The organism is Paraburkholderia sp. SEWSISQ10-3 4 (assembly GCF_030464785.1).
GTDB lineage: Bacteria > Pseudomonadota > Gammaproteobacteria > Burkholderiales > Burkholderiaceae > Paraburkholderia > Paraburkholderia aspalathi.
Map to the genome: position 1 here is coordinate 1055053 of NZ_JALPRI010000001.1, position 26554 is coordinate 1081606.

Annotated in this window: 27 protein-coding genes; 20 read left to right on the plus strand and 7 right to left on the minus strand. The window is 61.8% G+C overall.

What is annotated here, in order from left to right:
• Window positions 1-205 precede the first annotated feature (205 nt).
• From M0D68_RS04755 to M0D68_RS04795, 9 genes are all read left to right on the plus strand, one after another.
• Complete coding sequence (locus M0D68_RS04755) at window positions 206-1255, plus strand: sugar ABC transporter substrate-binding protein (protein ID WP_200617530.1); 1050 nt, start codon at window positions 206-208, stop codon at window positions 1253-1255.
• Window positions 1252-2772, plus strand: coding sequence for a sugar ABC transporter ATP-binding protein (locus M0D68_RS04760; protein WP_154557992.1), 1521 nt, complete (start codon window positions 1252-1254; stop codon window positions 2770-2772). Before M0D68_RS04755 ends, M0D68_RS04760 begins: the two co-directional genes overlap by 4 nt.
• Window positions 2762-3817, plus strand: coding sequence for an ABC transporter permease (locus tag M0D68_RS04765; protein ID WP_154557991.1), 1056 nt, complete (start codon window positions 2762-2764; stop codon window positions 3815-3817). The genes M0D68_RS04760 and M0D68_RS04765 overlap by 11 nt, the downstream gene beginning before the upstream one ends.
• A gap of 25 nt (window positions 3818-3842) precedes the next feature.
• The gene (locus M0D68_RS04770; RefSeq protein ID WP_234487781.1) at window positions 3843-4196 is read left to right on the plus strand and encodes a UxaA family hydrolase; all 354 of its coding nucleotides are present in this window, start codon (window positions 3843-3845) and stop codon (window positions 4194-4196) included.
• Between the two features lie 42 nt (window positions 4197-4238).
• Window positions 4239-5555, plus strand: a complete 1317-nt coding sequence (locus M0D68_RS04775; protein ID WP_200617525.1) for a UxaA family hydrolase — start codon at window positions 4239-4241, stop codon at window positions 5553-5555.
• Window positions 5556-5721: 166 nt separating this feature from the next.
• On the plus strand, window positions 5722-6762 hold the full coding sequence (locus M0D68_RS04780) for an aldo/keto reductase (protein WP_266223895.1): 1041 nt from the start codon (window positions 5722-5724) through the stop codon (window positions 6760-6762).
• 7 nt (window positions 6763-6769) lie between these two features.
• Entirely contained in the window at window positions 6770-7600 is an 831-nt protein-coding gene (locus tag M0D68_RS04785; RefSeq protein ID WP_266223978.1) for an amidohydrolase, read from the plus strand.
• A 55-nt stretch (window positions 7601-7655) separates the two neighbouring features.
• The gene (locus M0D68_RS04790) at window positions 7656-8399 is read left to right on the plus strand and encodes an SDR family oxidoreductase (RefSeq protein WP_093634399.1); all 744 of its coding nucleotides are present in this window, start codon (window positions 7656-7658) and stop codon (window positions 8397-8399) included.
• A 62-nt stretch (window positions 8400-8461) separates the two neighbouring features.
• Window positions 8462-9310, plus strand: a complete 849-nt coding sequence (locus M0D68_RS04795; protein ID WP_054034763.1) for an ureidoglycolate lyase — start codon at window positions 8462-8464, stop codon at window positions 9308-9310.
• Between the two features lie 134 nt (window positions 9311-9444).
• Here the strand turns inward: M0D68_RS04795 and M0D68_RS04800 are convergent, their stop codons facing one another.
• Window positions 9445-9879 (minus strand): PaaI family thioesterase, encoded by a 435-nt coding sequence (locus M0D68_RS04800; RefSeq protein WP_054034920.1) that lies wholly within the window; start codon window positions 9877-9879, stop codon window positions 9445-9447.
• 267 nt (window positions 9880-10146) lie between these two features.
• Here M0D68_RS04800 and M0D68_RS04805 point away from each other — a divergent pair, with 267 nt between their 5' ends.
• Window positions 10147-11769 (plus strand): methyl-accepting chemotaxis protein, encoded by a 1623-nt coding sequence (locus M0D68_RS04805; RefSeq protein WP_093634456.1) that lies wholly within the window; start codon window positions 10147-10149, stop codon window positions 11767-11769.
• 112 nt (window positions 11770-11881) lie between these two features.
• Here the strand turns inward: M0D68_RS04805 and M0D68_RS04810 are convergent, their stop codons facing one another.
• On the minus strand, window positions 11882-12085 hold the full coding sequence (locus M0D68_RS04810; protein WP_007178724.1) for a cold-shock protein: 204 nt from the start codon (window positions 12083-12085) through the stop codon (window positions 11882-11884).
• Window positions 12086-12348: 263 nt separating this feature from the next.
• Here M0D68_RS04810 and M0D68_RS04815 point away from each other — a divergent pair, with 263 nt between their 5' ends.
• Window positions 12349-12579 (plus strand): hypothetical protein, encoded by a 231-nt coding sequence (locus tag M0D68_RS04815; RefSeq protein WP_233464700.1) that lies wholly within the window; start codon window positions 12349-12351, stop codon window positions 12577-12579.
• A 54-nt stretch (window positions 12580-12633) separates the two neighbouring features.
• Here M0D68_RS04815 and M0D68_RS04820 read toward each other — a convergent pair whose 3' ends face one another.
• The gene (locus tag M0D68_RS04820) at window positions 12634-13743 is read right to left on the minus strand and encodes an AGE family epimerase/isomerase (protein ID WP_266223979.1); all 1110 of its coding nucleotides are present in this window, start codon (window positions 13741-13743) and stop codon (window positions 12634-12636) included.
• A gap of 167 nt (window positions 13744-13910) precedes the next feature.
• On the opposite strand from M0D68_RS04820, the gene M0D68_RS04825 reads away from it, so the two are divergent.
• From M0D68_RS04825 to M0D68_RS04850, 6 genes are all read left to right on the plus strand, one after another.
• A complete protein-coding gene (locus M0D68_RS04825; RefSeq protein ID WP_093634402.1) occupies window positions 13911-14597 on the plus strand; it encodes an MgtC/SapB family protein in 687 nt (228 codons plus the stop codon).
• A gap of 132 nt (window positions 14598-14729) precedes the next feature.
• Window positions 14730-16133 (plus strand): hypothetical protein, encoded by a 1404-nt coding sequence (locus M0D68_RS04830; RefSeq protein ID WP_266223896.1) that lies wholly within the window; start codon window positions 14730-14732, stop codon window positions 16131-16133.
• Between the two features lie 255 nt (window positions 16134-16388).
• Window positions 16389-16697, plus strand: a complete 309-nt coding sequence (locus M0D68_RS04835) for a hypothetical protein (protein WP_093634403.1) — start codon at window positions 16389-16391, stop codon at window positions 16695-16697.
• A 192-nt stretch (window positions 16698-16889) separates the two neighbouring features.
• Window positions 16890-17048: a hypothetical protein gene (locus M0D68_RS04840; protein WP_166618131.1), complete on the plus strand. Its 159-nt coding sequence runs from the start codon at window positions 16890-16892 to the stop codon at window positions 17046-17048.
• 435 nt (window positions 17049-17483) lie between these two features.
• Complete coding sequence (locus M0D68_RS04845; protein WP_266223897.1) at window positions 17484-17786, plus strand: hypothetical protein; 303 nt, start codon at window positions 17484-17486, stop codon at window positions 17784-17786.
• 109 nt (window positions 17787-17895) lie between these two features.
• The gene (locus tag M0D68_RS04850) at window positions 17896-18849 is read left to right on the plus strand and encodes a 3-hydroxyacyl-CoA dehydrogenase family protein (RefSeq protein WP_266223898.1); all 954 of its coding nucleotides are present in this window, start codon (window positions 17896-17898) and stop codon (window positions 18847-18849) included.
• Window positions 18850-18863: 14 nt separating this feature from the next.
• Here M0D68_RS04850 and M0D68_RS04855 read toward each other — a convergent pair whose 3' ends face one another.
• Window positions 18864-20240: a type II toxin-antitoxin system HipA family toxin gene (locus M0D68_RS04855; RefSeq protein WP_200617502.1), complete on the minus strand. Its 1377-nt coding sequence runs from the start codon at window positions 20238-20240 to the stop codon at window positions 18864-18866.
• Window positions 20241-20242: 2 nt separating this feature from the next.
• On the minus strand, window positions 20243-20638 hold the full coding sequence (locus M0D68_RS04860; RefSeq protein WP_200617501.1) for a helix-turn-helix transcriptional regulator: 396 nt from the start codon (window positions 20636-20638) through the stop codon (window positions 20243-20245).
• Window positions 20639-20899: 261 nt separating this feature from the next.
• Between M0D68_RS04860 and M0D68_RS04865 the strand changes: the two genes are divergently transcribed.
• Together M0D68_RS04865 and M0D68_RS04870 are read left to right on the plus strand one after the other, a co-directional pair.
• Complete coding sequence (locus M0D68_RS04865) at window positions 20900-21511, plus strand: flavin reductase family protein (protein ID WP_093634407.1); 612 nt, start codon at window positions 20900-20902, stop codon at window positions 21509-21511.
• Between the two features lie 182 nt (window positions 21512-21693).
• Entirely contained in the window at window positions 21694-22128 is a 435-nt protein-coding gene (locus M0D68_RS04870; protein ID WP_093634459.1) for a cupin domain-containing protein, read from the plus strand.
• 1 nt (window position 22129) lies between these two features.
• Here the strand turns inward: M0D68_RS04870 and M0D68_RS04875 are convergent, their stop codons facing one another.
• A complete protein-coding gene (locus tag M0D68_RS04875; RefSeq protein ID WP_200617499.1) occupies window positions 22130-23587 on the minus strand; it encodes a polyhydroxyalkanoate depolymerase in 1458 nt (485 codons plus the stop codon).
• Window positions 23588-23806: 219 nt separating this feature from the next.
• On the opposite strand from M0D68_RS04875, the gene M0D68_RS04880 reads away from it, so the two are divergent.
• Window positions 23807-24460: a glutathione S-transferase family protein gene (locus M0D68_RS04880; protein ID WP_054034774.1), complete on the plus strand. Its 654-nt coding sequence runs from the start codon at window positions 23807-23809 to the stop codon at window positions 24458-24460.
• 65 nt (window positions 24461-24525) lie between these two features.
• Here M0D68_RS04880 and M0D68_RS04885 read toward each other — a convergent pair whose 3' ends face one another.
• Entirely contained in the window at window positions 24526-26499 is a 1974-nt protein-coding gene (locus M0D68_RS04885; RefSeq protein WP_266223899.1) for a methyl-accepting chemotaxis protein, read from the minus strand.
• Window positions 26500-26554 lie beyond the last annotated feature (55 nt).

Here is a 26554-nt window from a genome sequence, read left to right on the forward strand (position 1 = left end):
TCTCGTGCGAGGTGGCACGCGCCAGGGGAAACACCGAGGCATGATGCAGTGCACATCGCTTGACTTCGAAAAGTCCGTATATGAATAATACGTTCATTGGTGAATGAACGCACACCAATACTTCATAAGAAAGCGCAGGACCAAGTGCCCACCACTCGCATGGCGGGTTCACGCAGTTCCCACAACGAATCAGCAGGAGACAACCATGTCGTTCGCGAAAGGGCCGCACCCGGCTCGCCGTTTGTTCCAAAGTTCGTTGTTCGCCGTTGCGGCGGCAGCTTGCGTCGCCAGCCTCGCCGTCAGTGGTGCGGCACACGCCGCTGACGCCGGCAAGGTCGGCCTTGGTCTGCCGCTGCTCACGTCGCCGTTCTGGCAGTCGTACAACAACTATTTGCCCAAGTACGCGAAGGACATGGGCATCGATATCCTCGCGCCGGTCAATTCGAACGGCGATCCGGTCCAGCAGATCACCGACATGAACAACCTGCTGAACCTCGGTGCGAAAGGCATCGTGGTCGGCCCGCTGGATTCGGCGGCGATCAGTCGCGCGCTCGATGCGGCATCGGCGAAGAACGTGCCGGTGGTCGCCGTCGACGTCGCGCCGACACAAGGCAAGGTGGCGATGGTGGTGCGCGCCGACAACCACGCCTACGGCGAGAAAGCGTGCAAGTACATCGGCGAGCATGTGAAGTCGGGCAAGGTTGTGCAGATCATGGGCGACCTGGCGTCAGTGAACGGACGCGACCGCTCAGAAGCGTTCCGCTCGTGTCTGAAGGGCTTCCCGGGTTTGTCGCTGCTGGAGATTCCGGCAAGTTGGAAGGGTGACGTCGCGGCTACCGCGCTCGACAGTCTGCTCACCGCGAATCCTGACGTGAAGGCAATCTACATGCAGGCCGGCGGCGTCTATCTGTCGCCCACGCTGCAAACGCTGCGCCGCAAGCAGATGCTGTTTCCGGCCGGCGATGCGAAGCACGTCGTGATTGTCAGTAACGACGGCATTCCGCAGGAGTTCGAGGCCATCCGTCGTGGTGATATCGACGCCACCATTTCGCAGCCTGCCGATTCCTACGCGAAATACGGTCTCTTCTACATCAAGGCCGCGTTGGCCGGACAGACCTTCAAGCCGGGCCCGACGGATCACGGCAGCAACATCGTCCAGCTGGCGCCGGGCATTCTCGAAGATCAATTGCCCGCACCGCTCGTCACGAAGGCGAATGTCGACGACAAAGCCTTGTGGGGCAATACCGTTAAATGAGCGAGCCGACGCCCTCCGTGCCGGTCGTCGAAGCGTTTGAGGTCACCAAACGCTTCGGCTCCACGGCCGCGCTGAAAGACGTGAGCATCCGCGTGATGCCTGGCGAGTCGCATGCGCTCGTCGGGCGTAACGGTGCGGGCAAATCGACGCTGGTGTCGATCCTCACCGGCCTGCGCAAGCCCGATACCGGCGAGGTGCGTTTTGGCGGCACGGCCGCGCCGTCGATCGCGGACCGTGATGCGTGGCGCGAGCGTGTGGCCTGCGTTTATCAACATTCGACGATCATTCGCGATCTGAGCGTCGCGGAGAATCTGTTCATCAACCGGCAGCCGTCACGAGGGGGCGTGATCGATTGGCGCGCCATGCGCCGCGATGCACGTGAGTTGCTCGATCACTGGAAGATCGACGTACGAGAAGATGCGCGCGCCGGCGATCTGAGCGTGGAAGCACGGCAACTCGTGGAGATTGCGCGGGCGCTGTCGTACGGCGCGCGCTTCATCATTCTCGACGAACCTACCGCGCAGCTCGACGGCGACGAAATCAAGCGCCTGTTCCGCCGCATCAGCGAGTTGCAGCGCGAAGGCGTGACGTTCCTCTTTATTTCTCATCATCTGCAAGAGGTCTATGAAATCTGCCAGGCGGTGACGGTGCTGCGCGACGCGCGACATATCGTCAGCGCGCCGGTTTCCGCGTTGCCGCGCGAGCAATTGATCGAAGCGATGACCGGCGAGCGCGGCGGCCTGGCCGTCGCTGACGCGGCGGCGCGCGATGCGTTGCCGGCGGACACCGCCATTGCGCTGGAAGTCAAAGATCTGGTGGGTTCCGATTACGAAGGTGTGTCGTTCACGGTGAAGCGCGGCGAAGTGGTCGGGCTGACCGGCGCAACGAGCAGCGGCCGCACCAGCGTGGCCGAAGCGATTGCCGGTTTGCGTGCGGCCAGGCGCGGCTCGATCAGCGTGGATGGCACGACGCTGCCACCCGGTGATGTACCCGCTGCGCTGGCTCACGGCATCGGCTGCGTGCCGAAGGATCGCCATCACGAAGGCCTGGTGCTGACGCAATCGGTTGCCGAAAACGCCTCGATGACGATCGCGCGCCTGCTCGGCAAATTCGGCATTGCGCCGCCGGCGAAGAAGAACGCCTTCGGTCAGAAGATGATCGACGCGCTCGGCATCGTCGCGCAAGGCCCCGAGCATGTCGTGTCAGGGCTCTCGGGCGGCAATCAGCAGAAGGTCGTCATGGCCCGCGCACTCGCCACCGATCCGAACGTGCTTGTATTGATCGACCCTACGGCAGGCGTCGATGTGAAATCGAAAGAAGCGTTGCTGTCAGTCGTCGATCGCGTACGAGAGGAGGGCAAGGCCGTGCTGGTCGTGTCCGGCGAACTCGACGATCTGCGTACCTGTGACCGTGTGCTGGTCATGTTCCGTGGCCGTGTCGCGGCCGAATTTCCCGCGGGTTGGCAAGACCACGACCTGATCGCATCCGTTGAAGGAGTCAGTCTTCATGAAGAATAGTGTGCCCAGCCCTGCATTCGGCACCGCGCAAGCTCAAGCACAGCCGCAGCCGATCGCGGCGGCCTCAAGCGGAAAACGTGCTCGCAGCGAACTCGCCCGGCTGCGCGAGCTGGCCTTGCTGCCCGCGCTTGCGTTGCTGCTCGTGATCGGCGCGTTCGTCAGCCCGAGCTTTCTGACGAAGGCAAATCTGATCAGCGTGCTGGGGGCGTCCGCGGCATTGGCATTGGTTGTGCTCGCCGAATCGCTGATCGTGTTGACCGGCAAGTTCGATCTGTCGCTCGAATCGACGGTGGGCATTGCGCCGGCTATCGGCGCGATGCTGGTGATGCCGGCGGCGTCCGCGGGCTTCGGGTTGCAATGGCCGGCGGCGGCGGGTTTGCTGGCTATCCTCGTGGTTGGCGCGGTGATTGGCTTCGTCAACGGTTTCCTGGTGGTGCGTTTGCGATTGAACGCCTTCATCGTTACGCTGGCGATGCTGATCGTGCTGCGCGGCATGCTGGTCGGTGCGACCAAAGGCGGCACGCTGTTCGATATGCCGCCGTCGTTCTTCTCGCTCGCCACCACGATCGTGCTCGGTTTGCCGTTGTCGGTATGGCTTGCGGCGGCAGCGTTTGCCATCGCTGCGTTCGTGCTGCGCTATCACCGCCTGGGTCGCGCGTTGTACGCGATCGGCGGTAATCCGGAAGCGGCGCGCGCAGCTGGGATTCGCGTGGAGCGCATTACGTGGGGCGTATTCGTGCTCGGCAGTATGCTTGCCTCGGTGGGCGGTCTGATCGTGACTGGCTATGTTGGCGCGATCAACGCAAACCAGGGTAACGGCATGATTTTCACGGTGTTCGCGGCGGCGGTGATCGGCGGCATATCACTCGACGGCGGCAAGGGCTCGATGCTCGGTGCGCTCACCGGCGTGTTGCTGCTCGGCGTCGTGCAGAACCTGCTGACGCTGGCCCAGGTGCCGTCGTTCTGGATTCAGGCGATCTACGGCGCGATCATTTTGGGCTCGCTGATGGTGGCGCGGCTCGCCAGCGGCGAAGGCCAGAACTAATGCACACGCATCACGGAGAACGCACTTGACCAGCAGCTCAACGCAAACCGCGCAAACGCCCCAAACGTTGCAAACCGACCCACGCCTGATCCTGCTCAGCCCCGCGGACAACTGCCTGATCGCGGCGGCGCGTCTCGACGCAGGCACGCAAGTCGAGATCGAAGGTGAGCGCGTGACGCTCACCAAAACCATCGACCTCGGCCACAAGGTCGCGCGCCATGAACTCGCGAAAGACGACAAGGTGCTGCGTTACGGCGCAGTGATCGGTCACGTGACCGAGGCGGTGGCGCGCGGTGCGCATTTGCATACGCACAACCTCGAAAGCGATTACCTGCCCACGTATACGCACGACGCGGGCCACGAGTTCGTCCATCACTGAATTGAGCACATTGACGTGGCCTTGCGCCGCGCTGGAATGATCATGACTGACACTTCCGTAGCATCCGCCGCCGCGCAGCATCAGCCCTTGTTGCAGGGCTATCCGCGCAAGGATGGCCGCAAGGGCATCCGCAATGTGGTTGCGGTGGCGTATCTGGTCGAGTGCGCGCATCACGTCGCGCGCGAGATCGTCACGCAGTTCCGCGAACCGCTCGACGCGTTCGACGATCCTTCCGCCGAGCGCGAGCCGCCCGTGCATCTGATCGGCTTTCCCGGTTGCTATCCGAATGGGTACGCCGAAAAGATGCTCGAGCGCCTCACCACGCATCCCAACGTAGGCGCGGTGCTGTTCGTGTCGCTCGGGTGCGAGAGCATGAACAAGCATTACCTTGTGGACGTGGTGCGCGCGAGCGGCCGTCCCGTCGAAGTCCTGACGATCCAGGAAAAAGGCGGCACACGCAGCACGATTCAATACGGCGTCGACTGGATTCGCGACGCACGCAAGCAACTTGCCGCGCAGAAGAAAGTGCCGATGGCGCTGAGCGAACTGGTGATCGGCACGATTTGCGGCGGCTCTGACGGAACCAGCGGCATCACCGCAAACCCGGCCGTGGGCCGTGCGTTCGATCATCTGATCGATGCGGGCGCGACCTGCATCTTCGAAGAAACCGGCGAGCTGGTGGGCTGCGAGTTTCATATGAAAACGCGTGCCGCGAGACCGGAACTCGGGGATGAAATTGTCGCGTGCGTGGCGAAGGCGGCGCGGTACTACTCGATTCTTGGGCATGGCAGTTTTGCCGTCGGCAATGCGGACGGCGGCCTCACCACGCAGGAAGAGAAATCGTTGGGCGCGTATGCGAAAAGCGGCGCGTCGCCGATTGTCGGCATTATCAAACCCGGCGACGTTCCGCCGACCGGTGGCCTCTATCTTCTCGACGTCGTCCCTGACGGCGAACCGCGCTTTGGCTTTCCGAACATCAGCGACAACGCGGAAATCGGCGAGCTGATCGCATGCGGCGCGCATGTGATTCTGTTCACGACCGGACGCGGATCGGTGGTCGGCTCGGCGATTTCACCGGTCATCAAGGTGTGCGCGAATCCCGCGACCTACCGCAATCTCGCCGGCGATATGGACGTCGATGCAGGGCGCATTCTCGAAGGCCGCGGCACGCTCGACGAAGTCGGCCGCGAGGTGTTCGAGCAAACGGTGGCGGTGTCGCTCGGGGCGGCGTCGAAATCGGAAATGCTCGGTCATCAGGAATTCATCCTGACGTACAAGACTTTCGAACCGGTGGGCCCGGCTTGTTTGCCGTCGAGCGCTGCACCGCCGCATCGGGTTGTTGCGATCGAGCCGCACTGAGCGGGCTTAGCGTCCTCAGCGATCAGTACGACCGCAAGCCCGAGCCGTAATCGATTTAGCAACTTTCGGTGCAGCCATTAGCGTGCCAAGGCCGTCGCTAGTAGCGCGGCAGCGGGCAAACATCGCCGGCACGTGCTAAAACATTAACAAATGGGAGACGTGGTCCATGACGGCAAAGATCGGTTCGAAGATCGAACAGCGGCGCAACATCGGCCGTCGTGCATTGCAGGTATCCGGATTGGGGCTCGGTACGGCGCCGTTGGGTGGTCTGTACCGCGATCTGTCCGAAGAAGAAGCGCATGCGACTATCGCCGCCGCGTGGGACGTCGGCGTGCGCTTTTTCGACACCGCGCCGCACTACGGTCACACGAAAGCCGAGCACCGTCTGGGCGACGCGTTGCGCGGCTATCCGCGCAGTGAATACGTGCTGTCCACCAAAGTCGGGCGCCGCTTCGTACCGCGCACCACGCCCTACGACGGCAGCGAAGGTTGGCAGGACCCGCTGCCGTTCCAGGCGATCTTCGACTACACGCACGACGGCATTCTGCGTTCGTTCGAAGACAGCCAGCAGCGTCTCGGCATGGTCGATATCGACATTCTGCTGGTGCACGATATTGGCGTTGTCACGCATGGCGACAAGAACCCCCATTACTGGCAGCAACTCACCGAAGGCGGCGGCTTTCGTGCGCTCGATGATCTGCGCTCCTCAGGCGCGGTCAAGGCTGTCGGGCTCGGTGTCAACGAAGGCGCGGCAATACTCGACGTGATGGCCGAATTCGATATCGATTGCGCGTTGCTCGCGGGCCGTTATACGCTCCTCGAACAGACCACGCTCAACGATCTGCTCCCAGCATGTGAACAACGCGGCGTCAGCATTCTGTTAGGCGGCGCGTTCAACTCAGGCATTCTGGCGCGCGGCGTCGCGGGCGATCTGAAATTTAATTACGGCGACGCGCCGAGCGAAATCATCGAACGCGTCGCGCGGCTGGAAGCGGTGTGCCGGGTGCATGGCGTGCCGCTTGCCGCCGCAGCTTTGCAGTTTCCGTATGCGCATCCGGCGGTCGCAACCGTGTTGACCGGCGCGCGCAGTGCCAATGAATTGCGCGAGAACGCCGCGTCGTTCGAGCAGCCGATCCCGGCGGATCTGTGGTCCGCGTTGCGTGACAAGGGCTTGCTCGACAGCCGCGCGCCCGCGCCGGAGGATTGATTTGACGATACGTATCGACGCCCACCAGCACTACTGGGACCCCGCTCGTGGCGACTACGAGTGGCTCACGCCGGAACTGAAAATCCTGTACCGGCTGTTCGGTCCCGACGATCTCAAACCACTGCGAGAAGCAGCGGGCGTCGAACGGACGGTGGTGGTCCAGGCAGCGCCGACCATCGATGAAACGCGCTACTTGCTGGACATCGCGCGGCATGAGCCATCGATTGCCGGTGTGGTCGGCTGGGTGCCGTTGCTGTTACCCACGGCGCCGGCCGTGATTGGAGCGCTGGCGCATGAGCCGAAGTTCAAAGGCGTGCGGCCGATGCTGCAGGATCTGCCCGACGATACGTGGATTGCGAATCCCGATCTCGCGCCCGCAATCGAAGCGCTGATCGAGCACGACCTCGCGTTCGACGCGTTGATTTACGCGCGGCACGTCGAGCCTTTCGAAACGTTCGCGGAGCGGTTCCCTACGCTGCGCATCGTTGTCGATCACGGTGCGAAGCCGCCAATCCGTTACGGTCGCGCGGGTTGGCAATCATGGGCCGACGCAATCACGCGGCTCGCAAAGTTGCCGCAAGTGCATTGCAAGCTGTCGGGACTCGTCACAGAAGCGTCGCCTGGCTGGAGCGAAGAAACGCTTCATCCGTATGTCGAGCATCTGCTGAAGTCATTCGGCCCCTCGCGTTTGATGTGGGGCAGCGACTGGCCCGTCCTCGATCTGAACGGCGACTATCAGGTCTGGCATTCGGTGGCGAACACCTTGCTCGCGTCCTTGAGCGACGCCGAGCGAGAGGCGGTTTTCGGCGGCAACGCCGCTGCGTTTTATCGACTTTGATGTGACGAAGACGAGTTACGAAGACAAGAGAAAGCCCATTCAACTGGAGTCGTAGATGACACAAAGACTGGCCGGCAAGACGGCCCTGATCACCGCTGCAGGACAAGGTATCGGTCTCGCCACCGCGGAAATGTTCGCGCGCGAAGGCGCGCGCGTGATCGCCACCGATATCCGCATCGACGGACTCGCCGGCAAGCCGGTCGAAGCGCGCAAGCTCGACGTGCGCGACAACGCGGCGATCAAGGCGCTGGCCGCCGAGCTCGGCGCGATCGACGTGCTGTTCAACTGCGCGGGCTTCGTGCACGCCGGCTCGATTCTCGAATGCAGCGAAGAAGATTGGGACTTCGCCTTCGACCTGAACGCGAAGGCGATGTACCGCATGATCCGCGCGTTTTTGCCGGCCATGCTGGAGAAGGGCGGCGGTTCTATCATCAATATGTCGTCAGCGGCCTCTAGCGTGAAGGGCGTGCCGAACCGCTTTGCCTACAGCGCGTCGAAAGCCGCGGTGATCGGGCTGACCAAGTCCGTCGCTGCAGACTTCATCACACGTGGTGTACGCTGTAACGCGATCTGCCCGGGCACGGTGCATTCGCCGTCGCTCGAACAGCGGATCGTTGAGCAGGCCAAGGCGCAGGGCGCGACGCTCGACGTCGTGCAGGCGGCTTTTGTGGCGCGTCAGCCGATGGGCCGTATCGGCAAGCCGGAAGAGATCGCTGCATTGGCGCTGTATCTCGCGTCCGACGAGTCGTCGTTCACCACCGGCCACGCGCATGTGATCGATGGCGGCTGGTCGAACTGATGCGGTCCGGTCAACGCTGAAACACGAACCGAATACCACTGAACGGAAAGGGAAGTGCAAAGATGAAACTGCTTCGTTATGGGCCGAAAGGCCAGGAAAAGCCGGGCCTGCTCGACGCGCAAGGCAAGATTCGCGATCTGTCAAAGGTGGTTGGCGATATCGACGGCGCCGCGCTGACTGACGAAGGCCTCGCCAAGCTGCGCGCGCTCGATCCGGCTTCGCTGCCGTTGGTCGAAGGCAATCCGCGCATGGGACCGTGCGTCGGCAAGATCGGCAAGTTCATCTGCATCGGGCTGAATTATGCGGACCACGCCGCCGAATCGAATCTGCCGGTGCCGGCGGAACCGGTGATTTTCAATAAGTGGACGAGCGCCATCAGCGGCCCGAACGACGACGTCGAAATTCCGCGCGGCTCGAAGAAGACCGACTGGGAAGTCGAACTGGGCGTGGTGATCGGCAAGCCCGCGAAATATATCGACGAAGCCAATGCGCTCGATTACGTTGCCGGCTACTGCGTGATCAACGACGTGTCGGAACGCGAGTGGCAGATCGAGAAGGGCGGCACGTGGGATAAGGGCAAGGGCTTCGATACGTTCGGCCCGATCGGCCCGTGGGTCGTGACGCGCGACGAAGTCGCCGATCCGCAGAACCTGAGCCTGTGGCTCGAAGTGGATGGCCACCGTTATCAGAACGGCAGCACGAAGACGATGGTGTTCGGCGTCGCGAAGCTGGTGTCGTATGTGTCGCAGTGCATGAGCCTGCAACCGGGCGACGTGATTTCGACCGGCACGCCGCCGGGCGTCGGTATGGGCGTGAAGCCGAATCCGGTGTATCTGAAGCCGGGCCAGACGATCCGTCTCGGTATCGAAGGTCTCGGCGAACAGACGCAGAAGACTTACGCGGCGGAATAAGCGGTGCAGTAAGCCAAGCAATCAGCGCTGTTCAGAATGAAAAACCGCGCCTGCTTCCCAGCAGGCGCGGTTTTTTTATGTACCCTGGTGCGAGCCGCATGACTCGCCATCCCATCTCTAGTGCACGGTTCCGGTCAGCCCGCCGGCTCGTGCTCGCCGTTCTCGCTAATGCGATTGATCGTGCCTTGCGCAACGGCGACGAGTTTCTCGCGCTGGCCGTCCATCACATACACGTTGCACTGGCAGGTTGCCTGATGCCGCCCTGCGTAGACGACCTTCGCCCGTGCGATTAGCGTGCCGTTCATCACCGGCCGCAGATAGTTGATCTTGTACTCGCCGGTCACGACCTTCGGCCCCAGCGACAGCGCGCCGGCGAACGTCAGCGCATTGTCGGCGAGATAACTGATGACCCCGCCATGCACGAAACCATGTTGTTGCCGCAACTCGTCGCGGATCGGCAGACAGAGCGTCAGTTCGTTGGTGCCGGTGTGCATGAGTTCGGTGCCTAGCAGCATGCTGAACGGCTGGGCATGCAGTGCGCCGCGCGCCCGGTCGAGGATGTCGGTCATCGTGAGTCCTTCGGGCGTGGCCCGCAGTGGCATCTGCACCGGCGTCCATTGTGCAGTCCCTACCCACTCTAGGAAGCGCTGACGCATCGCGTCAAGGTGAATCCAAAATATCTGCGGAGCATTGTTGCGGAAAATGACGGGAATTGCGAAGTTGGCCGATGAAACGGGGACGTAAGACGATTTTTGGCGACATTGATCTCAAGCAAAGTTTGGCCTTGCCGTTAACCCGGACGTAGGTCCCGTCATTCTTTGCTTTAGGTGTTCACGATGTTCAGCAAGATCAAGGTCGCATCCGGCCTGTTGTGTGTTCTGGCCGCGTTCTGCGTTTTCCAGCTTGTCACGGTGGGTTTGGGGTTCTGGTCGCTCACACGCACGCATGACGACGTGGGCGATCTGTCGAATGTCGCCTTGAAGCAGGTGGACGCGGTCAATGAAACGACCCAGCATCTGATGGATGCGCGCATCAACCTGTCGCGCGCCAGTACGCGCATGGTGCGCGGCGGCGCCGAGCCGGCCGATATCGTGCAGCATGCCCGCGACCAGCTGACGGCAGCCGATCAGTCGTTCGGCGCGTTCATGAGCGCGCAGAAGACCAGCGACGAAAACAGCACCCGTGCCGCCGCGCTCGCCGAGCGCTACAAAAAATTCCACGACGCGCTCGCGGAGCTGGTGCAGTTTCTCGACGCGAACAATATTCAGGCTTTCCTCGACCAGCCGACCCAGGGCTTCCAGGACGCCTATCTCGCCGAGTCGCACAACTTCGTGCAATTCGGCGCTGCTGCTAGCCAGGCATCGCTTGATTCGATTGACGCACGCATGGCCACATTCCGCGCCGTCAGCGTCGCGATCCTGCTGGTGCTGGTAGCGGGCACATTCGGCGTGTACGCAGCGCTCCGCAAGGGCGTGGTGGCGCCGCTGGAAGAAGCCGGCCGTCACTTCGACCGCATCGCGCAAGGGCGTCTCGACCAGCCGATCGCTTCGCGCGGCACCAATGAGATCGGCCGCTTGTTCTCGGGCCTCGCGAAAATGCAGGCGAGCGTGGCGCGCACCGTGCAAACCGTGCGCGAGTCCGCTGACTCGATTCACCTCGGCGCGGACGAAATCGCCACCGGCAACGCCGATCTGTCGGCACGCACGGAAAACCAGGCGGCATCGCTCGAAGAAACTGCGTCGAGCATGGAGGAATTGACCGCTACGGTGCGCCAGAACGCCGATCACGCCCGTGAGGCCAATGCGCTCGCCGAAACCGCCTTGGAGGCGACCTCGCGCGGCAGCGAAGTGGTCAACGAGGTGGTCGACAAGATGCGCGGCATCGCGCAAAGCTCGGACAAGATCGCCGAGATCATTTCGGTGATCGACGGCATCGCGTTCCAGACCAATATCCTCGCGCTGAACGCGGCAGTCGAAGCGGCGCGCGCGGGCGAACAAGGCCGTGGCTTCGCCGTGGTGGCGGGCGAGGTGCGCGGGCTCGCCCAGCGCAGCGCGCAGTCGGCGAAGGAAATCAAGACGCTGATCAGCGAATCGGTCGCCGAGATTCAGGGCGGTTCGACGCTGGTCGAGCACGCCGGTGAGGCGATGCGCAACGTTTCCGCGTCGATTTCGCGCGTCACGCAGATGATGGCGGAAATCAGCGCCTCTTCGCTCGAGCAGAGCACGGGCATTGAGCAGGTCAACCAGGCGGTGGTGCAGATGGACGAGATGACGCAGCAGAACGCGGCGCTCGTCGAAGAAGCTGCCGCAGCGGCAGCCTCGCTGCATCAGCAGACGCAGCAATTGAAGGACGCTGTTTCTGTGTTCGAAATTTCTGAGACTGTGTTGCGAATGCAACAAATGGACGACCTGCACGGGCAAACGGCGGCGTTTGCGCTGTCAGGGATGCGGGCGATCTAGGCCGCGAACGTGCCCAAAAAGAGGGCATCTGCAATAGAAAATGGCCCGCCAAAGCGGGCCATTTTGCATTAGACGCAAGCGCCTAAGGGTGCCTCAACGTACCTGAAGGTACTTAGGCCGGCTGGATGTTCGCAGCTTGCTTGCCCTTCGGGCCTTGCTTGACTTCGAACGTCACTTTTTGGTTTTCCTGCAGGGACTTGAAGCCGCTGCCTTGAACTTCCGAAAAGTGTGCAAACAGGTCTTCGCCGCCGTCGTCCGGGGTGATGAAGCCAAAGCCCTTTGCATCGTTAAACCACTTCACAGTACCTGTTGCCATTTTTAATCCAGTAAATGTTGTGTGTTGCATTCGCGACCGCTATTTCTCAACACGAGATCGAGCGCGAAGTACGAGTTGTATCACGTCTTTATGATGGACGCCAATCAACAAGTATTCGGGTATTCCCCTGATTGGACCCTTTTGACGTCCGGAAACCATTTTCCAAGGGGGCCCAGCCGGTAGGGTAAACTGCTTGTATTACTCTTCCAGGAAAAACATTGACACATTATTTGCAAGATGAACTTACCTCATTCTGGAGTCGTTTGACCCCCTATCTCGCGATATTGGAGTCGAAATCACCTCAAGAAGGCGCCCCGGATCCGGTCGGCCGAATCACGGTCGATACCGAAGAGCACCAGGCTTTCGCCCTTCACACCACCGATAAAAAACCGCACGGCGATACATCGGATACCCCCACCGGACACAGCGCGACCTACACGCGATTCAAAACTGCCGACGCCGATTGGGGACCCTGGCAACGCGAAGAATACTGATTGACCGGTCAGTCGGCTTTTGACGCCGATGCACGGGGAGACGGCGGCCGGCGCTTAGCCCGGCAAGGCGTCATAAGCGGTCGCGAGGTGATAGGGAGTGGTCGACGGCATGTCGGCGCGCACCACATCACCGGCGGCCGTTTTGCATTCGAACCAGCCTTGCGGACGCAGGAAGCGTCCCCGGAAGAGCTCAATTTGCCGCGGCAGCGCGGCGTGCGCAGCCGGGTCGTCACGGCTCGCCAGTGCGCGCAGATACTCGGTTTGCGCCCAGATCCGCTGGGTGGGGTCCTTGATGCGTCCGGTTTCGTCGAGCGAGGCGTATACGCCGCCCGTTTGCGGGTCCACGCCATATTGCTGCGCGAAGCTGAACGCGCGCGTCAGCGATTCGTTGAGACCCGAAGCGTCGAACAACGCACCCGCCTGCTTGACCAGCCAGAACCATTCGAACTGATGCCCAGGTTCCAGACGGTTGTCGTCCGCGCCAATCGGCAATTCGGCGACGCAGCCGGTCGGCGCATGCACGAAGTGATGCGCGATGGCGCCGGCAAGACGGCCCAACGCGGCGTCGAAGGCGTTGTCGCGAGTGACTTCGCGGGCGGCTAGCCAGGCTTCAGTGAGATGCATCAAGGGATTCTGGATCGGCGTGCCGGTCACGCTGGCAAAGTCCGCGGTGAGCGCGGCGTTGAACAAATCACTGTCGGCCACGAAGTGCGACTGGATCAGTGCCGACGTGCGATGCACGACTTCCAACGCGTCGCGGTTGCCGGAACGGCCGGCATATTCCGCACAGGCGAACACGACGAACGCGTGCGTGTACAAGTCTTTGGTCGTATCGAGCGGCGCGCCCTGCGCATCCACGGTATAGAACCATCCGCCGTGGCGCGTGTCCTGAAAGGTGTGCATCAGCGAATCGAACAGCACCTGGGCATGCGCCGCATCGCCTGCTTGCGAGAACACGAACAATTGTCGCGCGCACGCCATTGTCCGGTAACGCTCCGCGGGCAAAGGTTCAGGACCCTCGGCGCTGACCGCTTCGTAGGGCAGCTTCAGCGCGGGGTTGAAACCGGGCCCGCGCCACAGCGGCAGCACCACGTGAGCGAAGTGGTCACGCAGTGTGTTGGCAAGCGGGATCGTGGAAGCGGTGAAAGGGGTCATGCTCTGCATAGTTCGGTTGGTCAAACGCGGTCATTCGAAGCGCCTGCGGATTTTGGCTCTCGCCGCAGCGAGGCCGCTGGCGACGTGCGGCCAAGCATAAAGCAAACGGCTGCCGCTGGCACTCCGTCACAGCTGCGAAATACGCTTCAAATAATTCCAGAAGAGGAGGAAAAACAATGTTGGGGAACCTTGAACTCATTTCCCGTCTGATGCTGGCCGCTGCGCTCGGCAGCGTTATCGGTTTCGAGCGCGAACGGCTTTCATGGGCCGCGGGCTTGCGCACGCATATGCTGGTCTGCGTCGGTTCGACGCTCATCATGATCGTGTCGGCCTATGGGTTTGCCGAAGTGCTGTCGGGCGATCACGTCGTGCTCGATCCGTCACGGATGGCCGCGCAGGTGGTCTCCGGCATCGGTTTTCTCGGCGCGGGTTCGATCCTGCTGCGCGGCGAAATCGTGCGCGGGTTGACGACGGCGGCCAGCCTCTGGTCGGTCGCGGCGATCGGGCTGGCGGTCGGTGGCGGGCTGTACACGGCATCGATCGCCGCGACCATCATTATTCTGATCATCCTCGCCGGGATCAAGCCGCTCGAGCGCCGCTTCATCACGGTGAAGCAACGACGCCAGCTGACGATGATCGTCGAGCGCGGCGCCATGACATTCCATTCGCTGCACGACGAACTCGGCGCCGCGAGCCCGCGCGTCAAACAATTCGTGATGCAGCAAAGCGATGACGCGCCGGAGTGCGATGAAGTGATAATCACGTTGCACCGCGTGTCGAATACCGAATATGAAGCGATCTGCTCGCGCTTGCGTCAGTTGCACGGCGTCAAGCAGTTCCGGCAGGACGAGGCGTCGTCTTAAAAACGGAAAAACCTCCGCGAATGGCTTCGGCAGGGGCGGGCGGCCATGCGACAATGCGGTCTCGAAAAATTCCAATGGCATTGACGAGCGGTGCTCGGCGCCCGCTTTCCGGCGACGACCGCTTTTTTCTCTATGGCAGATTCCGCAGCATCCACGCAGTCCCGGCCTCAGCGCGCCGCTTCGAAGAAGCGGCGGCAGGCCACCGTCTCGACCGAAACTGAAAACAAGCTGGCGCGCGCCGCGCGCTCGGCACAACGTCTCGCGCAACTGAGCGATGCCTCACGCGACGACAGCACCCTCGACCTGTTCCCCGACGATCCCACCCGCGCCACGCTGGAGGCGATGAATATCGACGTCCGGCAAGGTACGCTGCATGGCTTTGAATTACCCGATGTCGTGCTGGCCGCGGTTGGCGTGATCGATGCCGACGGCATGTCGCCCGAGGCAAGGGCGGCGCGCCGCGCGCCTCGCGCTGCGAAATCCGATGAACCGGTGCCGGTGAATGCGCAATTGAGCGGGCTGGAGACGGAGGCCGTGGAGGCAGCGGCATCGCCTGTCGGCGAGCTGGCTTTCGGGGATGTGAAGGCGGCGCCAGAAGCGTCGGACGAAGAGAAGCCGGCGGCGTCGGCACGTGATGCGGTTGCGCCGCTTACGTCTGCGATGGCCGCCGCGACAGTGGCGCGTAGTGTGACCGCGCTGCGCCAGGCTGCTGAGCCGGGTGCAGTGACTACAGATGCAGCGGTTGCATCGACCTCAGGTGGTGCCAAACCGGCTGCGCCGCCGCAGCGTTTCGCGGCGACTTTTGCCAAAGCGGCGACGGCTTCGAGAGAAGAGGTTGGGGTGGAAGGCGCGAATGCGAGAGCGGAGCGTGCTTCGTCTTCGTCTTCGTCCGAGTCTGGGGCTATGGCGGATGCCGGCGCGGTGATTGCCGAGCCGAAGCCGGCTGCGAAGCTATCGGGCAATGTGTCTGCATCCGCGTGGTCAGCATCGGCATCAACGCCTGCATCAGCGTCGGCATCCTCCGCGCACGCGAATGCGTCTTTCTCGGCGCCTTCTTTCCGTGAAGCCCAGCGTGCCGAAGCAGCCGCGGCAGCACTGCGCGCCGCGCCTGAGCTCGACCGCGCCCGCGCGACAGCCTTCGCCGATACCGTCGATGCGCTGTACGGCGTGATCGCCGATCAACGCCTCGCCGCGACCGATCATTCACGTCGCATGAAATGGATGTTGTCGATCGTGGTGGGCGCGTTGCTGATGACGGTCGCGATCGGCATCACGCAGACGGTGCTCCTGATGCGCCTGACGCGTGAAACCACCGCCCAGCAACACCGCATCGAACAGATGATGCAGAACCAGCAGGCCGCCATGGCCAGCTTGCTCGACACGCACATCGCGATGGCCAACGCGGCGGCGGCCAATGCGGCTTCTGACGCAGCCGCAACTGCAGCGCCTCAGGCAGCCGCGGCCACGCCCGCGCATGGCAAACGCGGCACGCGTGCACAGCACGCGCACAGGCCGAAAGCTGCCAATTCGCACTGATTCTCAGTGACTGCCGCGCCGGCGTTCGCTGGCCGCGGCAGCTCGTTTTGCCCGCGCAAACAAACAGCCGGGCGCCTACTTCCGCCCCCAGCTTCCCGGCTTCCAGTCTCACCCTCGCTCCCTGCCTCCCAGGATAGGCGCCGTAAGGAACCACCCGCCGCCAACGCCTCGCAAGCCAAACTTCACGTTTTAAACTCTCGTTGCTGTTGCGAAGCCGGAACGGATACGCCAGCGCATCTTCTGACGGGAGCCATCATGCCGACCAGCACGCACAAATATTCGATCGAGGACCTGCTAGCCGCGCTTCTGCGCGATCAGGGCATCCACGAAGGGCACTGGGCGTTGAACGTCGAGTTTTCGGCGACGGGCGCGTCCGTCAAGCCGCAAGAGAACCCCGCGCGGACCTTGCCGGGGCTGATCGTCTCCGTCAACAGCGCGACGCTGATGCGTGCGGACAGCACAGCAGAGGGCGCCGTCGATGCCGCCGTAGTGAACCCTCGCAAAACCACGACGAGCGCGAAACCCACGCGCAGCAGGAAGCCACAGTCGACCACGCTTCAGTAGACGGAAGCTTTTGACCCTGAAATATAAAAAACGGGGACGTTGTCATGGTGCGACGCACCATGGATAAAAACCCTGTGACAACACACCACACCCGAGAAATTGCTGCATTGCACTAGCTTTTGCCTAGGGAAAACCCTATAATTCTTCTTAAGGGAAAACCCTAGCTAATGCAGTAACCAACCGGGAGTCGCCATGAGCTTCATTTTTGCATTGTTCCAAAAGGTCAGCGACCTCTTTGCGTCGCCCCATTTGCCGCTGGATTCGGACTACTCGTACGCAGCACGTAGCCGCGAAGCAGAACGCATGCGCAAAGCGCAATCCACGTTGTTCGGCATCAAGCTGAGCGACTAATAAAGCAAAGCTGTACGGCCTGAGCGCGGACCATCGCGCATGGGCGCGCACGTCGAGTGCGTCCGCATCATTGAAGCCACTGCCCGCGAAACGCGTGCCGTGGCTTTTGTTTTTTGTGCGGTTACCGCCCAATTCCCCGTTTTTCCGAATATTTCCTGGCCGAAATGAATGTAACGGCAGCTCACACGGCGCCGTAGTGTCGTTCAGTTGATTCACCGCGCATGCGCAGTAGACGGGCGGCGAAGGTCCAAAACACGGCCATTCATCAGTCCCTTTCATTGAAATGTGCGCTTACAAGTGCTCACGTCTTCATGCGGTTTGCGCCGCTAAAGTTGGTCTCAAGCGTACGGCGTCTGGTCCGAACCCAAAATCGCGGTTCGATGTTGGCCGAACACGGGCGCTGGCTTGATACAAAACTTTGCATGGGAGGTCACTATGAAAACCTTTAACAAGATGTCGCGTTCGATCGTTGCAACCTTGCTGGCGGGCGGCGCGCTGCTCGCAGCCGGCAGTGCTTTCGCCCAGGAACGGGTGGTTATCGAGAATGGTCCGGGACCGGTGGTTTACGGTCAGCCGCACATGACGCCGGTGGGCGTGTCGATCAATATCGGCTGGCACGGCGATCGTTACTACGACGGCCACCGCTACTGGGCTCATGACGATTGGATGCGCCATCATCCGCACGACTACGATCCGCATCACCACGACGACCGTCGGCCGCCGCCCCCGCGCTACTAATGCGCGCATGACGGCGCCGCGTGACGCGGCGTGAGGTCCGCAAAGCCGGTCCCTCCTCACGGAAGACCGGCTTTGTTGCATTCGGTCTTCGAAAACGGCGCGCTGCGCTATGCTTGAACGCTTTCATCGACGGCAGCAGGAGAGCGGCGTGGACAAGGCGGTCATAGGCGTAGTGGGCACGGGATTGATGGGCGTCGGTATTGCGACGCAAAGCGCGTTGCATGGACATCGGACGATCGTTCACGACGTCGACCCGGCGCGCCTCGCAAGCGTTGCGCCCAAGGCGGAAGCGGTGCTCGACGAACTGATCGACGCCGGACGCATCGACCACGCTGCCAAGCGGGCGGCGCTCGGGCGCATCGAGACACATGGGCAACTTGACGTCATGGCGTCGGCGCAATTCGTGATCGAGGCGATTCCCGAGGTGCTTGAACTGAAGCATCGCCTGTATGCGGCGCTGGCAGAGTTGATGGCAGACGATGCGATTCTCGCGAGCAACACCAGCGGTTTTCCGCCCGATCAACTGGTTGCTCCGCTGCGCGCGAAGGAGCGTTTTCTGATCGCGCATTTCTGGAATCCGCCGCACATGATCCCGCTCGTCGAAGTTGTGCCGGGTACCGCGACCGCGCCGGAAGTCACCGAACATACCGCTGCGTTGATGAGCGCGATCGGTATGGAGCCGGTGGTGCTGGCGAAGGCGATTCCGGGTTTTGTCGGCAACCGGTTGCAGTTCGCGGTGCTCCGCGAGGCGTTGAACATCGTGCGTTCGGGAGCGGCGACGCCTGATGTGGTCGATCGGGTCATGAAGGCATCGCTCGGGCGCCGCTGGGGGATCGTCGGGCCGTTCGAGGGCGCGGACATGGGCGGCCTCGATACCTTCCTCGACATCTCCACGCATTTGATGCCGGAACTCGCCAAGGACGAAGACGTGCTCGATCTGCTGCGGGCGCAGGTGAACGCGGGGCGTGTTGGCGTGCGCAGCGGTGCTGGTTTCTATGAGTGGGACGAGGCTCATTTGGCGCGCGTCAAAGCTGGCCGCAAGCAGGTGATTAGTCGCGGTTAACTATGGCGCGGCAATCAACGATCAGACATAGAGGATTGCGGTGAGCATTGGCGGTGACCGACCGTCATCGCCAACTTATCCCTCTGCTTCGCAAGCCCACCCAGAATCGATTCCGCCAATCCGTCCGGAAATCCCGAAGGAACCTGAGTGCCCACCGCACTGATCACATGATCAGTCGCGTCGACCACTTCAGCAATGATGTCTTGCGCCGTATCGCTTCCCAACCCAACCTGTCGAGCCTGTTCGATCCAGTGCCGTCGCTGAATCTTTTCGATCAGATAGTGATTGGTACTACCGCGAACAGCCATCGCCATCTTTACCTTCTGACGCGCAATTTGATTTCGCCCGGGGCCAATGATTGGATGCGCGGAGAGCACGTCATAAAGTGGCGTCGAGCGGTACAACCCGCCTGGCAGATGAAAAATACTGAAGTTCTTCGCATGCCCATCCGTTGCTGCCAATAGCCAGAACACAAGTTGAGTCTTGAAGAACTGCCGCCGATCCTGGTCCGCGTTTTCCGAGCCGAGCAACACGTCCATGATCTCTGCGATGCCCGGCCCGCCGTCGGCCTGGTACTTCAGATGTGAGGGCCTTCCGGTGGCCTGACACATGTCTTCCTGCGGAAGGCGCACGATCCAGCTCGCGTCGCTCGACAATCTACGGTCGAAACGCTCGACCACGAGCGCTTTTTGATTTTCGAACGCTGCAATCTCGCAGTTCGCCGCGGGAAGTCCATACGCCGATACGATTTTCGAGCACAGCCATTCGTTCTCGATTGAGGTCCGCATGTCCGCCTGCATGTTTCCAACCAGCCCGAGCGGAAGCTTGAAGATATGCGTGGTCGGCGTGCTGCCAGTCGGGTAGATCCACTGTTCGTCGTGGCGCAGCAGCGCCGTTTTCTCCTGGGCCCCGGCAATCGATAACCTTAAATCCACCCCGTTATCGTATTGGCCGAGCGGCGCCGCTGAGGTGGCATTGCGCAGTAGCAGCGCGATCTGCGGCTCGGATAACGGCGTTCCGGAGATATCGTAGAGGTCGGTGGGTTGCTCGTCAGTCGGCAGCAGTTGGATCGCACCGACGCAGTCACGGCCAAGCGCTACCAGCAGGTCGAATGCGTTCGTGCTGCCCGTGCGATGCCGTTGAGCCAATCGCCGGCGGATCGCATCGCTATCGGGAAGCAAATTGTCGAAGAATGCGTTGACCACGTCGCCACGGTACGGTTGATTCCCGGGCGTGAACGGCATCGATAGGGAAAGGGGGCGCCCCTGTTCGTCTTTGATCCACTCGTCGAGATAACTCAGGCGGTCCCCTTCCCGTGCTTTTTCCCAGTAGCCTACGGGCAGCCCGTTCATCCAGATGTTGAGTCGTTGTGTCTGAGAGCGGCGCGCCATGATTACCAGTTTTCCCGTTTCTTTTTGGTCGTGGTTGTCCCAAGGGATTGCTTCGAACTCGACGCCTTCTGGGTCTGGCCTGAGCGGTTGGCGACCGACGGAGATTTCGCTTTCTTGGCGGCGGGGACGTGTCGTTGAAGCTTCGGCGTCTCGGCCTGCGCTGGTTTACTGTCAGGCGCGGACGACGTCTGACTCATGCGCAACTCGACGTTGAGCAAACGCATGACCTTAAAAAGCCGCTCGACGCTTGCCGATGCCGGATTGGCTTCCAGCTGCGCGTAGCTTTGCTGCGTGATGCCTAGCAGTTCGGCCACCGCAGCTTGTGTGAGCCCTGCGGACTTGCGGAAACCCAGCAGAATGGGGCGGAGCTGACTTAGCGTCTTGATAGCGTAATCCATTGGATTTTCTTCAGGCTCGTACAGTCTCTGGACTGTATCACGAAAATACAGTTAATAAGCTGTAAATAAAATATACAGTCTATGGACTGTATTTGTAATTCACAATTTAAGGCCTGTTAAGACGCAGCGCGAAGCCAACCGATGTACAGGAACTCACGGAAGCGCGAACAGCCGTAGTCCGCTTCACTGCTGCCTTCAGCAGCCCCAGCAAGTCTGCGGTATAAATACCTCCCGCCTCACCCGCAAACCCCAACACAAACCATGCCCCACTACTTCTACAACCCCGCCACCGGCCACGGCCTCCCGCACGACCCATTCAAGGCAATCGTCGCTCCGCGCCTGATCGGCTGGATTTCCTCACGCGCTACCGATGGCACTCTCAACCTCGCGCCCTACAGTTTCTTCGGCGCGTTCGCGAGCTTCCCGCCGATCATCGGCTTCTGCAGCGAAGGCCGTAAAGACAGCATCGCCAACATCGAGGCCACCGGCGAATTCGTCTGGAATCTGTCCAGCAAGCCACTCGCCGAGCAGATGAACCGCTCCTCCGCGCCAGTCCCGCCCCACGTCGACGAATTCGAACTCGCGGGCCTGACACCCGCGCCTGGTCGCAACGTCGCCGTACCGCACGTCGCCGAATCGCCGGCCGCGCTCGAATGCAAGTTGCTGCAAGTGGTCCGTCTGCACACCCTCGACGGCAAGCCCATGGACAACTACCTGTCGCTAGGCCAAGTAGTCGGCGTCCACATTAACGAGGCCTATCTGAAAGACGGTCTGTTCGACACGCACGCTGCGCAGCCGATCATGCGTGCGGGCTATCGCGCCGACTACGCGGAAATCGGCGAGATGTTCCAGATGTTCCGCCCAACCGCATAAGTACCCAAAGCAGCACCCAAAGCGTTTGAATCACCTCGCGCCGCGCAATGCGGCGCGGCACTCACCCGATCGTCTCCGCAAAACGCAAAGCCAGCGCTCCGCAATCTGGCCCGCTTGATGCTTGCAACCGACGCTCCAACGCGTCGTTTTCAACCGCCGGCTCACTCAAGAGGAGCGCGATCATGTCCACCGAATTCGCTACGCAGTTCAGCCATGTCCGTCCGCAAGACACGTCCTACGTGGATCAGGGCCTACGCGACTTTTTTCTTTACCGAGATTTAGGCATCGCGCAGGCAACCGGAGGTAAGGTGCTCGCGCAACTCGTCAAGGCGAATCACGCACCAGAGCAAGGCACCGGTTGGCACCGTCATGAGGCCGATTTCCATATTGTGATCATGTTGAAGGGCTGGGCGCGCTTCATGTACGGCGACAAGGAGACGCTCGTCGCCGCCGGCGATTGTGTGCATCAGGCGCCGGGCATCGTCCACTATCTGTTCGATTACTCCGAAGATATGGAGTACATCGAGATCGTGTCGCCGGCCGATTTCAAATCGATTGAAGTCGAAGGTCCGTGCGAAGTCCCGGCGGTGCAGCCGTGGAAGAGCGCGGTGGCCTGACTCACGATTGCGTCGCGGGTGGCCGCCGGCGCGGTGCCCGTGACGCCTGCTGAGTCTTGGCGGCGGAGCCGGAGCCAACGCCGTTCGGCGAGGCAGTTACCGCCGCTGCCGAATCCACCTCGACATCGACCACTGCAGCAGCAGCCGGGGCTGACGCGATCGCTTCCGAAGCCGCAGCCACCGACACCGGCTGAATCGTCCGCGCCCGCGAACTCACCACTACCGCACGCGGTTCGTTGTCGTAAATCACGGCCCGCACACGCGGATAAATCTGCCGCTCCCACCGGTGTCCATTGAACACGCCATAGTGCCCCACACCGGTCTGCACATGATGCGTCTTCAAATAAGGCCTCAACTTGTCGCACATATCCTGCGCAGCGAGCGTCTGACCAACCGCGCAGATATCGTCTTTTTCACCCTCTACGGTCAGCAGCGCAGTACGTCGAATTTTCGAAGGCTCCACAAGCCGTCCTTCCACCTCGAGTTCATGCAACGGCAGCGCGTGCCGCTGAAAAACCGTATCGACGGTCTCCAGATAAAAATCGGCCGTCAGGTCCATGGTCGCGAAGTATTCTTCGTAGAAAGTGCGGATCGTATCGGCCTTCGCCGGATCGCCTTTGGCGCGCTCGTAATGCATGGTCTCGAACGAGTCGAGATGGCGGTTGAGGTTCATCGCCATGAACGCGGTCAGTTGCACGAAGCCGGGATACACGCGACGGTGCGCACCCGCAAAACCGAACGGCACGGCGCTGATCAGGTTCTGCTCGAACCACTCGATCGGCTTGCTTTTGGCCAGTTCGTTGACACGCGTCGGGTTGATGCGGGTGTCGAGCGGGCCGGCCATCAGCGTCATGCTGGCGGGCTGCGCGGGGTTGTCGTCGGCGGCCATTAGCGCGACCGCGGCCAAAGCGGCGACTGTCGGCTGACACACCGCCAGCAGATGCGCGCCCGGCCCGATCGTTTCGATGAAATCGATCACGTGCCGTACATATTCGTTGAAGCCGAAACGGCCCTGGCTCAGCGGCACGTCACGCGGGTTGTGCCAATCGGTGATGTAGACATCGTGCTCGGCCAGCATCGTACGCACGGTGCCGCGCAGCAGCGTCGCGAAGTGGCCGGACATGGGCGCGATCACCAGCACGCGCGGTTGCGGATGAGAAGGCGCGGTGTCTTTACGGAAATGCAACAGCGAACAGAACGGCGTGTGCGCCGCGACTTCCTCGACGATCTGTACGGGTTTGCCTTCCGTCACCACGCTATCGATGCCGAACGGCGGCCTGACAGGCGTGAGTCCGGCAAGCGTCAGCAATTCGCAAGCCGCGCGTATCGAGCGTCCATGCGACGTATCGCCAAACGCGGGCCACGCGTCGAGCGAATGATTCACCAGCGCTGCGCCGTGCCGCATCGGCAGCATCATGTCGGCGAAAGCCTGGTATGTGGGATATGCGAACAGGTTCATAACCTTCGCACGAGTGCAGGAAAGGAAGGAACCCGAATAGAGGCAAGTCATGTGCCAATCGTGCAGTCGCACTGACGCCGCCGTCGCTGCACGTTGGCATAGCATTTGCGCCGGTCATGGGAGCGGGCCGAATTTGCCGCGCTTTGGTGCGTCCGCGCACGGCAACGTGCATGCGCATCGTCAGGCGTCGGACGAACGCCTCATCTGGAGGAGAATCGTATGGCGAATACCACGCTCACCATCAGCAGCAAGAACTATTCGTCGTGGTCGCTGCGCGGTTGGCTGCTGACCAAATTTAGCGGCCTGCCGTTCGAAGAGATCGTGATGCCGATCGACGATCCCGCCGCGCGCGCCGAATTGTTGCTGCTGTCGCCGTCGATTCTGGTGCCATGTCTCTTTCACGACGGCATCAAGGTCTGGGACACCCTCGCGATTGCCGAATATCTGAACGAACTGAAGCCGGAAGCGGCGCTATTGCCCAAAGACATCCGCGCGCGAGCGCATTGCCGCTCGATCTGCGGCGAGATGCATTCGGGTTTTGGTTCGCTGCGCTCGGCGTTGCCGATGAATCTGAAAGCGCATTTCCCGGGCTTCAAGGTGTGGGCGCGAGCGCAGTCGGATATCGACCGCATCGTGACGATCTGGAGCGAGTGCCTGAAGCAGTATGGCGGACCGTTTCTGTTCGGCGAGCGCAGTGCGGCGGATGCGATGTACGCACCCGTGGTGACGCGTTTCGTGACCTACGACGTCAAGCTGGATCCGGAGATCGTCGACTATGGGCAGCGCATCATGGCGCTGCCAGAGATGCAGCAATGGATCGCGGACGCGCAGCAGGAAGTGGAGGAGATCGACGAACTGGATGTGGAGTTTTGATCACGGCGCGTGGCGCACGGCGGCGCGGCAGGGCGCCGCGCCGTTACATCGACCTAGCCAACGCGTTAATCCCGCCCAGCCCCCAGCTTGAACACGCTCACTACCTGCGCCAGCCGCGCAGCCTGATCGCGCAGCTCAGCCGCCGCGTGTTCGGCCTCGCCGACGATCGTCGCATTCTGTTGAGTCGCTTCGCCAATCTGCGTGACAGCGAGATTGACCTGCTCGATGCCGCCCGATTGCTCGCGTGACGCAACGCTGATTTCCGCCATGATCGCGCGCACCTGGCCGACCTGTTGAACGATGCCCTGCATCGTCGAGCTCGCTTCCTCCGCGATCCGGAAACCGCTTTGCACGGTCGCTGTGGAGGCGGCGATCAGCCCGTCGATCTCTTTCACCGAAGCCGCGCTGCGCTGCGCCAGCGCGCGCACTTCCGATGCCACCACCGCAAAACCCCGACCGTGTTCGCCGGCGCGCGCCGCTTCCACGGCGGCGTTCAACGCGAGGATATTGGTCTGGAACGCGATGCCTTCGATTACGCTGGTGATCTCGGCAATCTTCTGCGACGAGCGGCTGATCTCGCCCATTGTCGAGACCACGCGTTCGACGGCACGGCCGCCTTCGACCGCGGCGTCCGCGGCATTCGTGACGAGTGTGTTGGCCTGCGCGGCATGGTCGGCGTTCTGCTGCACGGTCGACGTGATCTGTTCCATGCTGGCCGCCGTTTCTTCAAGGCTGCTCGCCTGCGTGGCAATACGCGCGGCAATGTTGCCGCTGCCGGTAGCGATCTTTTCAGTCCCTCCCGATATATCCGTCGACGCATTGCGCACTTGCGAAACGATGCGCGCGAGGCCTTGGCCGATGCCATCGATCGATTGCATCAGGCGGCCGATTTCGTCGGCACGCGCATTCGCACCCTTGCCCACGCGCACGCTCAGATCGCCCGACGCGAAGCGCTCGGACGCCTTCGCGGCTTCATCGAGCGGACGGCTCACGAGGCGGCGCACAGCGATCAGGAACGCGATCGCGAACACGCCGACCAGCACGAAACCGATCACCAGGAATTGATCGCGCGTCGCGACGACGTCCGCCATCACTTCGTCGCGCGGTGCGACGCCGCCCACCAGCCATTGCCATTCCGGCACGGTGACGAACGACACGAATTTGTCGCGCGCGTTGCGCTCGCCCAGCGTCGCGTCGGCGGAACTGAATTCGAGTTGGCCTTCTTTCATGTCGAGCATCTGCTGATACGGCGCGTTCGCGTTGTCCGCGTTCTGGCCGGCGGCGGCCGGATGCACGATCAGCTTGCCGCGATCCGCGCCCTTTGAGGCATTGACCACGAAGTAGTAGCCGCTGTCGCCGATTTTCAGTTTGCTGATGCCGTCCTGGACCGACTGGATTTCCTTGTCCACGTTCACGCCGACAAACAGCGCGCCGATCACGCGGCCGCTCGCGTCCGTGATCGGCCGATATTGCGTGATTAAACGTTTGCCAAACAGCGCGGCAAGTCCCGTATAGGACTTGTTCGCCATGATCAGCCCGTAGGCCGGCGCTTTGCGGTCGAGCAACGTGCCGATCGCGCGCGAGCCGTCCTGTTTCTTCAGCGAAGTCGTCACGCGGACGAAATCGTCGCCGCTGCGTGCGAACACGGTAGCCACCGCGCCGCTGCGTTCGAGAAACTGGTCGGGAATCGAGAAGTCCATGTTCAGGACTTTGTCGCCGGCCTTGATGGTCGGGGTGGCGACGCCGTTGATGTCGACTTTCTGGGCGTCGTCGAGCGTGTAGCCGGTGGGAAGGAAGCTTGCGAACAGCGACATCGAGCGATCGACTTCGGCCGACAGTGCCTTGTCGAACAGCGTGATCATTGCGGCGATCGAGCGGTCCTTATCGGCGATGCGTTCGAGCACCTGATCGCTGACCTGCTTGCCGGCGCTGCGCGTGAGCGCCCATGTAAAGGCGGCAAAAATCAATGCCACCAGCGCGCACGACAGTACGGCAAGCCGGGCGCCAACACTGGCGCGGCGCAAAGAGAGAAATTCCATGGGCGTTCGGAGTAAGGAGTGACATGAGGTGCGCAAACCGTGCGAATGCGTGGTT

Excerpts from the sequence above, each read along its gene's own strand:
- M0D68_RS04755 (WP_200617530.1), top strand. The coding sequence starts at position 206 with ATGTCGTTCGCGAAAGGGCCGCACCCGGCTCGCCGTTTGTTCCAAAGT.
- M0D68_RS04760 (WP_154557992.1), top strand. The coding sequence starts at position 1,252 with ATGAGCGAGCCGACGCCCTCCGTGCCGGTCGTCGAAGCGTTTGAGGTC.
- M0D68_RS04765 (WP_154557991.1), top strand. The coding sequence starts at position 2,762 with ATGAAGAATAGTGTGCCCAGCCCTGCATTCGGCACCGCGCAAGCTCAA.
- M0D68_RS04775 (WP_200617525.1), top strand. The coding sequence starts at position 4,239 with ATGACTGACACTTCCGTAGCATCCGCCGCCGCGCAGCATCAGCCCTTG.
- M0D68_RS04780 (WP_266223895.1), top strand. The coding sequence starts at position 5,722 with ATGACGGCAAAGATCGGTTCGAAGATCGAACAGCGGCGCAACATCGGC.
- M0D68_RS04790 (WP_093634399.1), top strand. The coding sequence starts at position 7,656 with ATGACACAAAGACTGGCCGGCAAGACGGCCCTGATCACCGCTGCAGGA.
- M0D68_RS04795 (WP_054034763.1), top strand. The coding sequence starts at position 8,462 with ATGAAACTGCTTCGTTATGGGCCGAAAGGCCAGGAAAAGCCGGGCCTG.
- M0D68_RS04800 (WP_054034920.1), bottom strand. The coding sequence starts at position 9,879 with ATGACCGACATCCTCGACCGGGCGCGCGGCGCACTGCATGCCCAGCCG.
- M0D68_RS04805 (WP_093634456.1), top strand. The coding sequence starts at position 10,147 with ATGTTCAGCAAGATCAAGGTCGCATCCGGCCTGTTGTGTGTTCTGGCC.
- M0D68_RS04810 (WP_007178724.1), bottom strand. The coding sequence starts at position 12,085 with ATGGCAACAGGTACTGTGAAGTGGTTTAACGATGCAAAGGGCTTTGGC.
- M0D68_RS04820 (WP_266223979.1), bottom strand. The coding sequence starts at position 13,743 with ATGCAGAGCATGACCCCTTTCACCGCTTCCACGATCCCGCTTGCCAAC.
- M0D68_RS04825 (WP_093634402.1), top strand. The coding sequence starts at position 13,911 with ATGTTGGGGAACCTTGAACTCATTTCCCGTCTGATGCTGGCCGCTGCG.
- M0D68_RS04830 (WP_266223896.1), top strand. The coding sequence starts at position 14,730 with ATGGCAGATTCCGCAGCATCCACGCAGTCCCGGCCTCAGCGCGCCGCT.
- M0D68_RS04835 (WP_093634403.1), top strand. The coding sequence starts at position 16,389 with ATGCCGACCAGCACGCACAAATATTCGATCGAGGACCTGCTAGCCGCG.
- M0D68_RS04840 (WP_166618131.1), top strand. The coding sequence starts at position 16,890 with ATGAGCTTCATTTTTGCATTGTTCCAAAAGGTCAGCGACCTCTTTGCG.
- M0D68_RS04845 (WP_266223897.1), top strand. The coding sequence starts at position 17,484 with ATGAAAACCTTTAACAAGATGTCGCGTTCGATCGTTGCAACCTTGCTG.
- M0D68_RS04850 (WP_266223898.1), top strand. The coding sequence starts at position 17,896 with ATGCTTGAACGCTTTCATCGACGGCAGCAGGAGAGCGGCGTGGACAAG.
- M0D68_RS04855 (WP_200617502.1), bottom strand. The coding sequence starts at position 20,240 with ATGGCGCGCCGCTCTCAGACACAACGACTCAACATCTGGATGAACGGG.
- M0D68_RS04860 (WP_200617501.1), bottom strand. The coding sequence starts at position 20,638 with ATGGATTACGCTATCAAGACGCTAAGTCAGCTCCGCCCCATTCTGCTG.
- M0D68_RS04865 (WP_093634407.1), top strand. The coding sequence starts at position 20,900 with ATGCCCCACTACTTCTACAACCCCGCCACCGGCCACGGCCTCCCGCAC.
- M0D68_RS04870 (WP_093634459.1), top strand. The coding sequence starts at position 21,694 with ATGTCCACCGAATTCGCTACGCAGTTCAGCCATGTCCGTCCGCAAGAC.
- M0D68_RS04875 (WP_200617499.1), bottom strand. The coding sequence starts at position 23,587 with ATGAACCTGTTCGCATATCCCACATACCAGGCTTTCGCCGACATGATG.
- M0D68_RS04880 (WP_054034774.1), top strand. The coding sequence starts at position 23,807 with ATGGCGAATACCACGCTCACCATCAGCAGCAAGAACTATTCGTCGTGG.
- M0D68_RS04885 (WP_266223899.1), bottom strand. The coding sequence starts at position 26,499 with ATGGAATTTCTCTCTTTGCGCCGCGCCAGTGTTGGCGCCCGGCTTGCC.